Annotated in this window: 14 protein-coding genes; 7 read left to right on the forward strand and 7 right to left on the reverse strand. The window is 36.5% G+C overall.

Annotated elements, in window-relative coordinates:
* Positions 1-443: 443 nt before the first annotated feature.
* Positions 444-1,130: a histidine kinase gene (locus tag NSQ74_RS02700; protein WP_340821377.1), complete on the forward strand. Its 687-nt coding sequence runs from the start codon at positions 444-446 to the stop codon at positions 1,128-1,130.
* Positions 1,131-1,298: 168 nt separating this feature from the next.
* On the opposite strand, the gene NSQ74_RS02705 is transcribed toward NSQ74_RS02700, so the two are convergent.
* Positions 1,299-2,504, reverse strand: coding sequence for an MFS transporter (locus NSQ74_RS02705; protein ID WP_340821378.1), 1,206 nt, complete (start codon positions 2,502-2,504; stop codon positions 1,299-1,301).
* Between the two features lie 118 nt (positions 2,505-2,622).
* Here NSQ74_RS02705 and NSQ74_RS02710 point away from each other — a divergent pair, with 118 nt between their 5' ends.
* Positions 2,623-3,348, forward strand: coding sequence for a DUF421 domain-containing protein (locus NSQ74_RS02710; protein WP_340821379.1), 726 nt, complete (start codon positions 2,623-2,625; stop codon positions 3,346-3,348).
* 18 nt (positions 3,349-3,366) lie between these two features.
* Here the strand turns inward: NSQ74_RS02710 and NSQ74_RS02715 are convergent, their stop codons facing one another.
* The 6 genes from NSQ74_RS02715 to NSQ74_RS02740 all read right to left on the reverse strand — a co-directional run bounded on the left by NSQ74_RS02715 (position 3,367) and on the right by NSQ74_RS02740 (position 8,115).
* Complete coding sequence (locus tag NSQ74_RS02715; RefSeq protein ID WP_340821380.1) at positions 3,367-4,071, reverse strand: CBS domain-containing protein; 705 nt, start codon at positions 4,069-4,071, stop codon at positions 3,367-3,369.
* A gap of 409 nt (positions 4,072-4,480) precedes the next feature.
* Positions 4,481-5,263 carry an ABC transporter permease gene (locus NSQ74_RS02720; protein WP_340821381.1) on the reverse strand — a complete coding sequence of 261 codons (783 nt, stop codon included), beginning with the start codon at positions 5,261-5,263 and terminating at the stop codon, positions 4,481-4,483.
* Positions 5,260-6,153 (reverse strand): ABC transporter ATP-binding protein, encoded by an 894-nt coding sequence (locus NSQ74_RS02725; protein WP_340821382.1) that lies wholly within the window; start codon positions 6,151-6,153, stop codon positions 5,260-5,262. Before NSQ74_RS02725 ends, NSQ74_RS02720 begins: the two co-directional genes overlap by 4 nt.
* Positions 6,150-6,350, reverse strand: a complete 201-nt coding sequence (locus NSQ74_RS02730; protein ID WP_340821383.1) for a PLD nuclease N-terminal domain-containing protein — start codon at positions 6,348-6,350, stop codon at positions 6,150-6,152. The genes NSQ74_RS02725 and NSQ74_RS02730 overlap by 4 nt, the downstream gene beginning before the upstream one ends.
* A 359-nt stretch (positions 6,351-6,709) precedes the next feature.
* Positions 6,710-7,147 carry a protein-tyrosine phosphatase family protein gene (locus tag NSQ74_RS02735; protein ID WP_340821384.1) on the reverse strand — a complete coding sequence of 146 codons (438 nt, stop codon included), beginning with the start codon at positions 7,145-7,147 and terminating at the stop codon, positions 6,710-6,712.
* A 17-nt stretch (positions 7,148-7,164) separates the two neighbouring features.
* Positions 7,165-8,115, reverse strand: coding sequence for a carbohydrate kinase family protein (locus tag NSQ74_RS02740; protein WP_340821385.1), 951 nt, complete (start codon positions 8,113-8,115; stop codon positions 7,165-7,167).
* A 534-nt stretch (positions 8,116-8,649) separates the two neighbouring features.
* On the opposite strand from NSQ74_RS02740, the gene NSQ74_RS02745 reads away from it, so the two are divergent.
* From NSQ74_RS02745 to NSQ74_RS02765, 5 genes are all read left to right on the forward strand, one after another.
* Complete coding sequence (locus NSQ74_RS02745) at positions 8,650-9,213, forward strand: GNAT family N-acetyltransferase (protein ID WP_340821387.1); 564 nt, start codon at positions 8,650-8,652, stop codon at positions 9,211-9,213.
* An 18-nt stretch (positions 9,214-9,231) separates the two neighbouring features.
* Entirely contained in the window at positions 9,232-10,128 is an 897-nt protein-coding gene (locus tag NSQ74_RS02750; protein ID WP_340821388.1) for a DMT family transporter, read from the forward strand.
* Between the two features lie 182 nt (positions 10,129-10,310).
* Entirely contained in the window at positions 10,311-11,417 is a 1,107-nt protein-coding gene (locus NSQ74_RS02755) for an extracellular solute-binding protein (RefSeq protein ID WP_340821390.1), read from the forward strand.
* A gap of 632 nt (positions 11,418-12,049) precedes the next feature.
* Positions 12,050-13,837: an ABC transporter ATP-binding protein gene (locus NSQ74_RS02760; protein ID WP_340821391.1), complete on the forward strand. Its 1,788-nt coding sequence runs from the start codon at positions 12,050-12,052 to the stop codon at positions 13,835-13,837.
* A 66-nt stretch (positions 13,838-13,903) separates the two neighbouring features.
* A complete protein-coding gene (locus NSQ74_RS02765) occupies positions 13,904-14,974 on the forward strand; it encodes an ABC transporter ATP-binding protein (protein ID WP_340821392.1) in 1,071 nt (356 codons plus the stop codon).
* Positions 14,975-14,982: the final 8 nt, after the last annotated feature.

Here is a 14,982-nt window from a genome sequence, read left to right on the forward strand (position 1 = left end):
AGCCTGCTATCCCCTTCTTAAAGAGGTACATAGTAGACAAAAAGTTGAATGAATATATCAGAACTCTTCTAAATTTGGATGTTTACCTGTACTAATCGATGTGGATACCGAACATGTATCGTACATTAGACACTTGATAAATGTTTAATTGCATCAACACTTGACTATCTATTTAACTCACTGCATAATAATGTGGCATATGGAAGCTATTCATTTAAATTCACATTATGCATAAACAAAACAATCATAGAACATGGATATAAGCCGAATTCCTTAAGGGTTTCCCGTATATCGTCATTAACTTTTATTCACTTTAAAGTATACAATATAAATAAGCATAATGCACTGTAACAGCCTTTATTTTAGCTGTTTTAGGATATTTTTTTCAAAATTCGCAGTACAAATAACAAAATAACAATAGGATAAAGAGGTGTATATTTTTAATGAAGCATGTTAAAGGGAGATTAGACGAAAGTATTTTAGTTTGTGTCTACTATGGCCTAAATGGGGAGCGCTTAATTCGTCGAGGTCATAAAATGGCCATGATGCTCGATTGCCCACTCTATATTCTTTCGGTCGATTCACAACCCCTCGATGCCTTTGATGCTGAGAAATCTGGTTACATCGAACAGTGGAAAGACCTAGCCGAAGAGCTTGATGTTGAAAAATTCATTTTACTAGATAACGAAAAACGTCCTATTCAAAAGGTCATTGCTGAAGTAGCAAAAAATTACGGCATTTCTCAAATCATCGTTGGTCAAAGTGCACAAAGCCGTTGGGAGGAAATAACAAAGGGATCATTCCTGAATGTCCTATTAAAAGAGGTTCCTTTTGTAGATTTCCACATTGTAGCTGTCCAACGTCCAACTGAAGATGACACCTATGATACATACGAAAAAGGTGTACGTGCCTATTTGATTAAAGACCAGGACAATTTTAAAATAGCATTTACTTGTCCACGGTATGTTTCAATTGAAGGCATCTTCTTCAAAGAAATTGGCACTGATTTTGATAATGGGATATTTAAATTTACTTACAACGATAAAATGCATGAAATTCATATTACTGAGGGCTTGGTAAATGATAAAGAAAAGTTACCAGCAGAATTTACATCCCCATTACGGCAATAGTTTGTAATCACACATTTAAAATGCCTAATTACTACTTTTTGAGCAATGTTGGTTCTATTGCAACGGTGACTAGATTGAAGTGAAGGAAGGAAGCCGTTAAACGGAATTCTTCCCTTTTTAATTATACACCTAGCTGACACGCCTCCTTTATAGAGGCGTGTATTTTTCTTACAAAGCAGATGTAGGTTTATCTTTCGGTAAGAAAAATGCTACTAGTAATAATAATGGCAGTAAAGAAACAATCAACATTGTGAAATCAATACCTTTATGATCCATTAATACTCCAATTACAATTGCTCCAATTGCTCCCATACCAAATGCAAAGCCAGTCGTTAATCCCGCCATTGTCCCAATTTTAGTTGGTACAAGTTCTTGTGCATAAACAACTGTTACAGAGAAGCTAATCATAATTAATGTGCCGATAATAACTAAAAATATTGCTGCTGTCCATAACGGTACATATGGCAATGCTAAACAGAATGGCATTGGCACAACGACTGAAAGTAAAATTACATTTTTTCTACCGATACGGTCAGATAATGATCCCCCAAAAAACGTGCCAACAACACCAAAAGCCATAAAAGTAAAAATCAAAATTTGTCCAAGTCGCAGACTAACATTATAATGATCCATTAAATAAAAAACATAAAAACTTGTTATATTGGTTGTATAAAATGATCGTGCAAAAATAATAGTAAATAATAATGTTAAAGCGATTCCCACTTGTTTCTTTGTCAGTGGAGGCAAAGATGATACTAATGTACGTTTTTTCTTGGATAGACGTTCTAGCTCCAACTGCTTTTTATACCATTTGGCAATCTTACTCAACAATATAATTCCTATCGTTGTCGCAATAAGCACAAAAGCTGCTCCACGTTGTCCAAAAATGTCCAAAATGTAAGCGCTAATTAATGGCGCAAGCGCTTGTCCAGAGTTCCCGCCAACTTGATAAATTGATTGTGAAAGCCCTCTTTTAGAGCCTGCTGCCATAAATGAAACGCGTGAACCTTCCGGGTGAAATATTGCTGAACCAAGGCCTAAAAATAATACGGCTATAATAATTACCCAGTATTGCGTTGTGAAAGCTAAAATGGCAATCCCTATAAATGAGCTAATCATTCCGATAGGTAAGGCATAAGGCATTGGCTTTTTATCGCTGACATAGCCTACAATGGGTTGCAGAGCTGAGGCAAACATGTTTAATACAAATGAAATAAGCCCGATTTGCGTAAAGGTCAAACCGAGCTCACTCTTCAATATTGGAAACATTGCAGGTATAACAGATTGCATCGTATCATTGATAAGATGGGCAACGGCAATAGCAATCATAATCGGAAAGACAGGGTTGTTAGAATTCTCTATTTGTTTGTTCATGCTACCACCACACTTCCTTAATTTTTTCAAAATCCTAATTTATAAATGATTGTCGCATACAATTCCTCTTTTTGCACAAGCTATTTCTCGATAGCAGTTCTAAGGAGTTGATTTTTGTATGACTGTAGATGAATTTTTCCACGCCAATGTTTTGGAAATGATAGTGAGAGCTTCCCTTTCCTTTTTTGCATTACTCATTGTTACACGGTTGCTAGGAAAAAAACAGCTAGGTCAGCTTACATTTTTCCACTATACAACAGGTATTACATTTGGATCGATCGCTTCAGAAATTGCAGCACAATCTGAGACACCTTTTTTAGAAGGACTTATTGCACTAATATGGTGGAGCGTTTTAACGTATCTCATGACTGTTGTTACCATTAAATCTAAAAAAGCACGTGTGCTGATTGATGATAAACCAACCATTGTCATTCAGAATGGCCTTATTTTAGAATCAGGACTAAAGAAAAACCGTTTGCACATGGATGAGTTAACGATGATGTTACGCGAACAATCTGTATTTTCCGTTCAGGATGTCCAATACGCTTTATTAGAAACTACCGGTAATTTGAGCGTTTTGCTGAAGCCAGCAGAACAGCCCTCAACGAAGCAAGATATAAAAGCCGATGTCACTCCGCCTACTTATTTACCAACAGAAGTAATATCGGATGGACAGCTCATTAAAGAAAATATTGTGGAACTTGAATTGACTGAAGATTGGGTAATGAAAAAGCTGAAAAAGCAAAATGTCCAATCCTATGAAGATGTCTACTTTGCCCAAGTTCAAACGAATGGCTCCTTATACATTAGCCTAAAAGATAAAGCAAGACGATCAAGCCCGTAACAGCTTGTATCGTCTTGCCTATTCTATTTTCATAATATCTAATGGTGTAATTATGCCAATCAGCTTTTGTTGTGTTTTCCCATGCTCCGTAATCAATATCGCCTCAAAACGCTTGCCACTTTCCACGCCCTGTTTAAATATTTCTTCCGCCTCATAAATCGTTATGTATCTACTCACAAATTTGTAATTCACTCTATTTTTTTCGTGCAATAATATATCATGCAATGTAGGAACGTGTTTCGGCACATGGTTGCCGCCCATTACAGATGCAAGCCAATTTGTAATGCCAACAGTAGTCACAAGCCCTTTAAATTGGTCTTTATTATAAACAGGAAACTGTGTAAACTTGCGTTGACGAATAACCTTTAATACATGCTTTAATGAATCATTTTCTTGGAATACAAGCACCTTTTTTCGAAACATTTGTCCCACTAGTGTGGGCTTTGCAAGAGTAGCGTCCATGTATTCAATGCGCTCTACTACATCTACGTGTGGTTCTGCAATTACATACTCCATAGATGTACGATGATGAACAATCGCATTGCGTAAATCTGCATAGGAGCGTAAATCATCCTCATATTTACGTACTAAAACGTCCTTTTTTTTCGCCTGGTCCACGAGACGGTAAAAAGGCATAAAATCTTTCGCACCGATAATATCCCTTAGTCGATGGTCAATTCGATTAAAGGCTGTGAGAAAGCGATCGGAATTTTGTGTAGCCAATCTTATCACCTACTCTCATAGCAAGATTTTATATTTTTCGAGTTATTTGACAAATCATAAGTTATAGCTACATTATATTCCTAAGTTATGGATATTCCAAGAAAAGTTCGTACATATCTGACTTTCTAAAGCGTAAAAATCCACTTCGCTTTCCGCGGGCACGTTGAAAGCCGCAACCCTCGCTTGCGTGCGGTTTGTTGCGTCTTACATTGCGTGCGTTCCCGCAGGAGTCTTCGTGGATTTTTACTGGATATAAAGAATGCCCTACTAGCTGTGCCATCTGGACACATATAAGGGCAATTCCATATTTCACTCTTATGCATAATATCTGACTCTCTAATACGGCAAAATCCACTTCGATTTCCGCGGGCATGTTGTAAGCCGCAGAAGTCTAAGTGGATTTTTCTTGTTATATTTTAGCCATTGAAGCGTTTTTCTTCATTGAAAAAATGCCGATAGTAATACAAAGACATATAAGAACTATTGTAATAACTAGGCTCCACCAATAATCAGACATTTCCATTGTCCCGCGTATTAGCTGAACACCGTATAGTGGTAACTTCCACGGTGAAATTGTCCAAAACGTACCTACGAGCCCATCAATAATTTGACCTACAAAAATTAAAATAAATGCGCATGTTGTTGCAACTACTGTTTTAAACATCGCACTCATCATGAGTGTTGCTGCTAAAACAAATAACAACCATATAAAATACGTACAAACACTTGCTAAAAGAGTCCCTATCTCAAATGTTCCGTACAACACAACCGTATAATAAACACTTGCCGTAAATCCTGCTACTATACTGACAAAGCCTACTGTACTGACAACTAAAAACTTACTAATAAAAAATGCTCCAAAAGAAATAGGTCGTACATACAATAAGGTAGCCAAACCATTTGAGCGTTCTTTGCTAATAGAGCCTACAAAAGAAGCCATAAGCACGAGTAACCCAATTAATTGAAACTGACTAATTGTAGATAATATTAAATCTGCAGGTACTAATTCTGGCATCAACATTTCAAAACCTTCAGGCATATTGCCAACAGCCTTTAGAATATCCTTTATATAATAATTGGTTAGCGGTTCACTCATACCTAAAAGAGCGAAAACAAGTGGAATCCATAAAAACTTTCTACTACGCCACGCGTCACGAAATTCTTTTTGAAGTAGTACGTTAAATCCATTCATGCTCTTTTCGCCACCTTCATAAAAATATCCTCTAGCGACGCCGTTTGACGTGCTACATTTCGCACTAAATATGGATAAGCAGTAAGGCGTTCAAGTACTTGTTGTATGCTCGGTTCTTCATCTTGAATGGCTACGTACACATAGCTACCGTTAACTGTACATTTAAATGTAGATTGACTAATAAAATGCTGCGCTTCTTCCACCGTGCTAAACTCTACGATATAAGCTGGCTCATCAAAACGTTGGCGCACTTCACGTAATGTTCCCTGCTCCACAAGTTGACCATTACGCAAAAATAATAACTGGTCAGTCATTTCCTCAGCATCATTCAAAATATGTGTTGAATACAAAATTGTCGTCTGCTGCTGTAAACCTTTTAATAAATCAAGTACTTCTCTACGTCCAACTGGATCTAAAGCAGATACAGGTTCATCTAACAGCAGTAATTTAGGCTTATGAACAATTGCCTGGGAAATACCAAGACGTTGCTTCATCCCACCTGAAAACGTTGCAATCTTTTTATGAAGATCATTTCCTAAGCCTACAAATTCTAATGTTTTTTGAGCTTCTTGCTTCGCCTTTTTAGCAGGTACACCACTTAACTTTGCGGCCATTTCCGTAAACTCTAGGGCACTTAGCCAAGGCTGAAACTGCGGATATTGCGGTAAAAATCCAATATTTGTTCGTAAATCTCCACCCAACATTTTAACGCTCCCTAAAGATGGCTTTAATAAGCCTGTTAACATCGATAAGGTCGTTGTCTTCCCTGCACCATTTGGTCCAATTAATGCTGTGGATGTGTGTTCTTCTAACGTAAAATCAATTGCATCCACTACTGTTTTGTCGGCAAAACGCTTCGTCAAACCCGTTACTTGTAGTAATGTTGTCATGATTGTTTTCTCCCGACGATAAAATATGCAACAGGCCCAAGTAGATTAATAAATAATATAATAAATACCCATAAAATTTTCGGCCCATTTGTTGCGTGAATTTTTCGAAGATCAATTAAAGCAATAATCATTAAAATAATTTGTACTACGATTATTGGCGCTATAACCGCCCAAGGGATTTTTGCTAACTCCTCCATTTAAAACACCTCGCCTTTTTGTTCTAACTTTACTATAACAATTTTGTTCTAATATGTATAGAACAAAAATCAAATGCTAAATCCTAACAAGTCATTTAGTTCCGTTCAAGTCGCTCTCCTTTTAGCAGTAACGGCGCAGCTCTTTTATTCGTGCTGTTCCTGTAATAGTTCACATTTTCTGCAAAAACAACCTTTTGTAGCTGCTGCATAGTATGTACTAGGCAACGCCAGAAAACTGTCCATACTCGTTTACATAAATTCAAAAAAGCCCGCCATAGGACATGGCAGGCTACATACTTCATATAGAATTGTTTCATAAAGACTAATTTAAATACTAAGGTAATATTTTATAAATAGCATTACTTTTCGTACAACTTCTTTAAAGCCGTTGCCATATTTGGACGAATTGTTACTTGTGAGCGTGCTTTCTTAACGGCTGATTCTGCTGACTGTAGCGAATTTGCTAAGCCAAGTTCCATTAACACAGCAGTCGCTGCTACACCTGCTCGTCCACCGCCACTTCCACAGTGAAAATAAACCTTCTGCCCTGATTCATAAGCAGAGACTATTTTTTTCGCTACTTTTTCAATAGACTGAGCTACTTCTGCTTCTTCATCAGCGATAGGCATATGGTTGTAATTATAGTGCGCCGCTTGCTGTTCTTGTGCTGTTAATCCATTCACTCGAACATCAATTACAACATCTACCTGCTCATTTACATAAGCTGCATCTGCATCTTGCGCACCGCCAAAAAATAATCGATCTTTCACTAACACATCATAGTTTTTTTCCATCATATGCACGCTCCGAACTTTTATTTCTCTAATAAATGTTTGATATCATCATAATAAGGTAGCGCTGTTAGTGCTCCTGCCTTCGTCGCTGCAAGGGCACCTAATCGATTGCCAAAGCTCACACAGCGTACTAGCTCTTCTACAGTTGTCGGTAAACCATTGTAATGGACATCGCGTAATACACCAGCCATAAATGCATCTCCTGCACCTGTAGTATCTACTGGGACAACCTTTTCTGTTGGTACGTGGATAACTTCCCCGTTTAATACGGCATATGTGCCCTCTTCACCAACTGTTACTAAAATAATCGGTACTAAGTAACTGTTTAACTGTTCAATGCCATCTTCTAAATTAGTTGTCTCTGTTAAGAAAAATAATTCATCATCAGTTACTTTCAAAATATCTACATTCTCAAAAAATGAAGTAATGGTCTCCCTACAAACTTCTTCACTGCTCCAACGTAATGGGCGAATATTGGCATCCATTGCAATAATAGCACCTTTTTCTTTTGCCTTTTCGACAGCAGCTCTCGTAGTTGCTAATGCAGTTGGATGAAACATTGTACCTGAGCACACAATTAATGCAGAAGCATGTTTAAAGGCAGCATCATCTAATTGTGTTGCATCAACTTGTAAATCTGGCGTCTCGTCGACATAATCTTTGAAAATTCGCTCGCAAGCTTCAGTTAAATGCACGTAAACGCCACTTACACGTTTTGCAGGGTCAAATACCGCAAAGTCAAGGTTCACACCTTCTTGCGCAAGACCGTCTCGAACAAATTGTGAACCTTCGTCATCTCCAGTAATCGTAATTAGTGCAGATGGAGCACCAATACGGCTAATGCCAGCAGCTACATTAACCGTTGCACCACCCATATATTTAGTAAAAGATGTATTCGTTACATCGTCAGCAATATAGTCAATAAATGCATCTCCATAGACTAAAATAAAATCCTTATCTTCCTTTGTCATTGTTGTCCCCCCGAAAGTCTATTCATTATAGATTAACATGAAAGTTGATTTCCTATAAAGTTTTAAACTTTCGGAAAAATAATAAAAGTATTAGCACATGCGGTTTTTTTCGACCTTAATCGCCAAATTTCATTCAACAATTATTATTCATATCGCTTAATGAAATGGTCATCCTAAGGAGTGCCACAAAGAAAACGGCTGCACACGACAAATCAACAGCAATAGCCCGCTAATATTATTTTTAAAAAGATTTTCGTCTTTTTTATCCTTCTGATAGTCATAAAAAAGTATTTCTCTACCAACGTATATAGTTATTTGTAATGGAAGGCCGCGACTACAACTCATAACGGAGAAAACGCGCGCTAACGAGGTTGCAGCTTACAGTGTACTGAGCAGAAGGCCCTGCCTGTAGCAGAAATTAACCGTAATCGACTCTATACTTATTCTAAAAAAGTAAAGTAGTGAATATTTCAAAAGCTTGAGACATCTTCTATCTTTGTTATACTTGCCTATAGAAAGGTAGGGATTTTGACAATGAGTATAACAATTCGACAAGCGCAACCTCAGGATGCTTATGCCGTTATTCCACTAATTATTGATGCGATTGGTGATATTGCCAACCGTTTAACAGGAGAACAAACAGCTTCAAAGGTTGAACAGGAACTAACAGTGCTCTTCCAACGTGAAGATAACAGACACTCTTATTTAAATACTTTTGTGGCGGTTGAAGGTGAACAAATATTAGGCACACTTGTTTACTACAATGGTGTACAGGCAATTCAAATGGATGCTAATCTCGTAAAATGGCTTGAAGAGAAAAATGCCCCTTCTATTACCATCGATCAAGAAGCTCATGAGGATGAATACTATATCGATACAGTTTGTGTTTCGCCAGAGGCTCGTGGTAAAGGGATCGGTACATTGTTAATTCAATTCGCTATCGAGCAAACGCAAAAACGAGGATTTACAAAATTATCATTAAATGTAGAAACACAGAAAGAAGATGCTCGTCGCTTATATGAACGTATGGGCTTTGTCATTACTGAACCATGGTCCATCATAGACGAACCATTCCATCATATGGTGAAACAGATTTAGGATGTGGAATAATTAAGCATGAAAACAAATTTAATTTACCCTCTATTGATCGTCATCGCTTCAAGTAGCTATGGCATTTTATCGACAATTGTCAAAGTAGCTATGCAGCATGGCTTTACAACATCAGAGGCGGTATCTAGCCAATATATTATCGGCTTTATGCTAGTTGCAACAATCTTTATCATAACGCAAAGACAACTACCGAAACTTTCAAAGAATGGCTTACTTATTTTAATTAGTGCTGGGATTTTCACAGGCATTACGGGTATAGTCTACGGGGAATCATTAAAATATTTACCTGCATCACTTGCCGTCGTCATGCTCTTTCAATTTACATGGATTGGTTTATTGTTAGACTGCATATTCCATAAACGACTGCCTAGTAGACCAGAAGTCATTTCGATTATCGTTTTATTTGCTGGTACTATTTTGGCGGCTGGTGTACTGAATGTCGATTTAAGTGGTATTGCAATACAAGGCTGGCTATTTGGGTTTGCGGCTGCATTTACCTTTGCATGTTTTATCCAATTTAACTCTCGCCCTGTCGAAGGGATTACAACAACATCAAGAGTTCTAATTGTTTCCTTTGTTGCACTTATTATGATCAGTATTTTCTTAAACCCTGAAATTGCATGGAACGGCAAATTGTTCACTGAAGGGCTATGGAAATTCGGACTAGCACTTGGACTTTTCGGTATTATCTTACCGATTTATTTATTTTCAATTGCAGTACCAAAGGTTGGTGGCGCACTAGCCTCTATTTTAAGCGCCATTGAACTACCTGTTGCTGTAACTGTTTCCGTTATTGTATTGCACGAATCACTCACTTTATTACAAGTTGTTGGCATAATTCTCGTTATTCTAGGCATGTTGCTGCCTAATATGCTTGCTAACCGAAAAATAACAGCTCCTTAAAAATGGGTTTAGCCATTTTTAAGGAGTTTTTATTTTTCACATATATATCGTTGATAATCGTCATTTTTTTGGATTATGATAATAATAACGTTAGATTATTTTAATTATTCTAACATTAATACTTTATTTAAGTATTATACTGCACTATGTAAGCAACTCACTATAGGAAGGGGAAGATGATTATGAAAAAAACACGTATTTTCGGATTTTTTCTTGTGCTGATGCTTATCGTTTTAGCTGCTTGTAGCAACACCGACGATAAAAATTCGACAAAAGATGCCACAAACGGTGACAAAGCATCTGATTCAGAAAAAGCAGATGAAAGCACAACTCCATCTGGCAAACTGGTCATTTACACAGGACGTGATGAGGAAATGGTGCAAGGCGTAATCGATCAGTTTAATGAGAAGTACCCGGACATTGAAGTGGAGTTTTTAACAATGGGTGCTCAGCAAATATTAGAGCGTCTACGCGGTGAAAAAGCAAATCCTCAGGCAGATTTTTGGTGGGGTGGTACACAATCTGCATTAATGGTTGGCGCTAACGAAGATTTACTGCATACGTGGCAACCGAGCTTTATCGAGACAATTGATGCAAACTATAAAGATAAAGAAGGTCGCTGGTTCGGTGAAATGCTTTTACCTGAAGTAATAATGATTAACAGCGACTTACTAACAAAAGAGACCGGCCCACAAGATTGGGATGATTTATTAGATCCAAAATGGAAAGATCAAATTTTAATTCGCGGCGTATTAGCTTCGGGAACAATGCGAACTATTTATTCCTCAATGATTGTTCGTCAAGATGCCACTACACCTGATAAGGGCTACGATTGGCTATTAAAATTAGATGCCAACACGAAAGAATATACACAAGACCCAAATGCCCTTTATTTGAAGCTCACACGTCAAGAAGGCAGTGTTTCCTTATGGAATTTGCAAGATATTTTATTAAAGAAATATACAACTGATTATCCGTTCGATTACATTTATCCGAAGAGCGGTGCACCAATTTTAGTTGATGGTGTTGCCGTTGTTAACAATGCTAAAAACTTGGAGAACGCAAAATTGTTCGTAGAGTTTTTATTTGAAAAGGAAATGGTGACAAAATTAGCGAATGATTACTACCAAATTCCTACACGCTCCGACATCGATCATACGACAATGCCAGAATGGTATCAGGAATTAGATTTAAAAACATTTGATATTGATTGGCAACTAATGTCGGAAAAAGAGGCAGAATGGATGGAGCACTGGGATACGAATATTAAAGGTAGAGGAAATAAGTAGTGCCAGGCACTCAAACAATTTTCAAACAATTCCTTACCTAATTCAGTAGATTGGAGTGGCGGGCGGTGACTCCTGCGGGGACGGCACAGAATGTAAGACGCAACAAACCGTGCGTTAGCGAGGGTTGCGGCTTACAGTGTGCCCGCGGAAAGCGTCCACATGCAACGTAAATCAACAGCAGTATTACTCTATAATTTATTTTGGTAAACGGAAGTTTGCTAAAAATTTTTGACCTTGTCTAATTTTATAATAATTTGTCATTTCTGATTATTCAGTTTATAATAATTATAATTTAACCCTAATTAAAGGAGGATTTCATATGGGGGTATATAGCAATGAATTATATGAATCCTAAGCATTGGATTTAAAACTAAGTAATTTAATATCCTCTTTTAGAACTTATAAATGTAAATATTACATTATTTTTTATAATTTCTTAAAGGGGATTTTTTATTTTATCTCGAGATTTTCAACTTCTTTACACCCCTTCTTAAATGAGGCACATTTCATTGAGGTTGCCTTAAAAACTCGTGCTTAGTTCTTTGCAGTCCGTTGCCAATTGATTAATACACTTACGCTAAATTAAATAGGAATATAAGTAAAATATATACTGTATAATTAGGTGAAGAATCATGAATACAATCTACTCTTATTTCAAACTTACCCTAAAAACCTTCCCTCTTTTTTGGGGAGCTTCAAAGTTTTATTCTATTGTTTTGTTAATTATAATTCCATTTCAAGCAATACTACCCTCTCTTACTATTTGGTTTTCAAAAGGTTTAATTGATGCCATTTCTACTACCGACACTATCGTTTATTCTATAATCATATTCTTTGTAATATCTTGGATAATAGTATCATTTATTAATGCTATATTAGGTCCCATTGAAATGACCTTTCAAGGTTTAATGACTGATAAATTAATTGCCGACTTAAATAAATCCTTAATGGAAAAATCTTCGGATATAAAGGGACTATATTACTTCGAAAATCCAGAATTTTATGATGATATACAAATACTTGAGCAAGAAGCTGCATGGAGGCCAGTAAACCTCATCGTTTTTACTGCTGGCATGATTAGTAGTGTCATAACTGGCATTTCTATGTTGGTGCTATTGACGAACTTTAATATTTTGATTGCTTTCATTATTTTTGTTGCCATAGTTCCACAGGCTATCGTTACATATAAATTACAAAAAGAAGCATTTGAAACCCTTGTAATGAATAGTCCAGAATCAAGAAAGATGCAATATTATAGCTCAGTAATGCTGTCAAAAGAACACATCAAAGAAGTGAAAATATATAACACGGCCGCCTTTTTTATTAATAAATATATGGTGACGTTCAATAAAATTCATACAGAAGTAAAAAAAATCAGATATAAACAAGCTATCTTCTCTGTTGTATTTGTAGGAATTGGAATTGCAGGGATTGGCCTAAGTTTTTGGTGGGTAGTCAAAGGCGTACTAAATAACACATTTACTGCAGGAGATATACTAATTTTCTCTTCTTCTGTTTTACTTGCACGGCAAAGTTTGGCGGGTTTTATCGAAAATTCGAGCTTACTATATGACACATTACTTTATATGGAAAAATATTTTAAATTCACATCGTTACAATCAGATATAAAATCAGGCAAAGAGATTTTGTCCTTAGAAAAAAGTAATTTTACATTAGTTTTTAAAAATGTATCTTTTAAGTACCCCAATTCTTCTAAATTTATACTTCATCAAGTTAATTTTACTATTAACATGGGAGAAAAAATCGCACTTGTCGGAGAAAATGGTGCTGGGAAATCTACCATCGTTAAGCTGATTTCAAGATTTTATGAACCAACTGAAGGAAAAATAGAATTAAACGGCATTGATATTGCAGAATATAATATTGATTCTTATCGTCAAATAATCGGTATTGTGTTTCAAGACTTTTCCCGTTATCAGTTATCCTTTAAAGAAAATATTATGATTAGTCATACGGAAAGTACTGATGATTATGAAAGGTTAGCTAGCGTGTCCGAGCAAAGCTCTCTTAATGATTTAGTTGCAAGTTTCGAGCAAGGGTATGAGCAAATTTTAAGTAAAAATTTTGATAACGGCACAGAACTATCAGGCGGTGAATGGCAAAAGGTAGCTATTGCAAGAGCTTACTTCCGAAATGCAGCATTTCTCATTTTAGATGAACCTTCGGCAGCTCTTGATGCAAGGAGTGAGCACCATATGATTGAAACATTAACTGACCTTTCAGCAACTAAAACATTATTATTAATAACGCATAAATTATCTGCTTTAAAAATGGTTAATCGAATCCTTGTATTGCAACATGGGCAAATAATTGAAGAAGGTTCAATGCAAGAGCTATTGAATGAAAAAGGATATTTTTCAGAATTGTATCAATTACAGGCTAATAAGTATTCTACTTAGACACTTATGCGAAAAGTTGATTGCAATAGCATCCCCTTCTTTTCAAAATAGAAAGGAGCATTTCATTTGAAAAATGTCAAAATCGAAAATGTCTCTAAGCAATTTGGGAAAGTACATGGCGTGAAAGATTTAAATCTCGATATTAAAACAGGTGAATTTTTCACTTTCCTCGGGCCTAGTGGTTGCGGGAAAACAACCACATTACGAATGATTGCAGGATTTTATTACCCTACTGAAGGGAAAATTTATTTCGATGATCGTGATGTGACATTGCTTCAGCCAAACAAACGAAATATCGGTATGGTGTTTCAAAATTACGCCCTTTTTCCGCATATGACAGTAGACGAAAATATTGCCTTTGGTTTACAAGTACGAAAGTTCTCAAAATTTGAGATAAAACAAAAAGTCGATCGTATTAGAGGGCTCGTGCATCTTGCACAATACGGAAATAGAAAAATAAATGAATTATCTGGCGGTCAGCAGCAACGCGTAGCATTGGCAAGAGCACTTGTCATTGAGCCTGATATTTTATTACTTGATGAGCCTTTGTCGAATTTAGACGCGAAATTACGAGAGGAAACGCGCATTGAAATCAAAAGAATTCAATCGGAGTTAGGCGTCACAACAATTTACGTAACGCACGATCAAATGGAAGCGATGGCTATGTCGGACCGCATTATGGTGATGGATAATGGATATGTGAAACAAATTGGCACACCTCAGGAGATTTATAATCGTCCATTAAACCGCTTCGTCGCCGATTTTATTGGGGAAACGAATTTAATTGAAGCGACAACAATTGCTATTCATGATGATGAAATACAAGTAAAAACGAAGAGCGGACTTGTTCTAACTGGGCGAAAGCAACACAGCTCCCCTAATTTAACGCATATGATTGGAGACAACGTGTTTATTTCGATTCGTCCAGAGACCGTTAATCAAGGTCCTGGTGAAAACACATTAACAGGAACCATTTCTTTTGTTGAATTTACAGGAATAAGCGTGAATTATATTGTCGATTTTATCGATTTCTCGTTGAAAGTCATGATAATTAATACAAACGCTCAGTTAAAAAATATTGGCGAAGACATTACATTAAATATAGCTCGTGAATCACTTTATTTTTTAGGAGAATAGGAGGCATA

The organism is Lysinibacillus sp. FSL W8-0992 (assembly GCF_038008685.1).
In the GTDB taxonomy this organism is placed as follows: Bacteria; Bacillota; Bacilli; order Bacillales_A; family Planococcaceae; genus Lysinibacillus.

Coding starts and splice junctions, on each gene's coding strand:
- NSQ74_RS02700 (WP_340821377.1), top strand. CDS start 444: ATGAAGCATGTTAAAGGGAGATTAGACGAAAGTATTTTAGTTTGTGTC.
- NSQ74_RS02705 (WP_340821378.1), bottom strand. CDS start 2,504: ATGAACAAACAAATAGAGAATTCTAACAACCCTGTCTTTCCGATTATG.
- NSQ74_RS02710 (WP_340821379.1), top strand. CDS start 2,623: ATGACTGTAGATGAATTTTTCCACGCCAATGTTTTGGAAATGATAGTG.
- NSQ74_RS02720 (WP_340821381.1), bottom strand. CDS start 5,263: ATGAATGGATTTAACGTACTACTTCAAAAAGAATTTCGTGACGCGTGG.
- NSQ74_RS02725 (WP_340821382.1), bottom strand. CDS start 6,153: ATGACAACATTACTACAAGTAACGGGTTTGACGAAGCGTTTTGCCGAC.
- NSQ74_RS02730 (WP_340821383.1), bottom strand. CDS start 6,350: ATGGAGGAGTTAGCAAAAATCCCTTGGGCGGTTATAGCGCCAATAATC.
- NSQ74_RS02735 (WP_340821384.1), bottom strand. CDS start 7,147: ATGATGGAAAAAAACTATGATGTGTTAGTGAAAGATCGATTATTTTTT.
- NSQ74_RS02740 (WP_340821385.1), bottom strand. CDS start 8,115: ATGACAAAGGAAGATAAGGATTTTATTTTAGTCTATGGAGATGCATTT.
- NSQ74_RS02745 (WP_340821387.1), top strand. CDS start 8,650: ATGAGTATAACAATTCGACAAGCGCAACCTCAGGATGCTTATGCCGTT.
- NSQ74_RS02750 (WP_340821388.1), top strand. CDS start 9,232: ATGAAAACAAATTTAATTTACCCTCTATTGATCGTCATCGCTTCAAGT.
- NSQ74_RS02755 (WP_340821390.1), top strand. CDS start 10,311: ATGAAAAAAACACGTATTTTCGGATTTTTTCTTGTGCTGATGCTTATC.
- NSQ74_RS02760 (WP_340821391.1), top strand. CDS start 12,050: ATGAATACAATCTACTCTTATTTCAAACTTACCCTAAAAACCTTCCCT.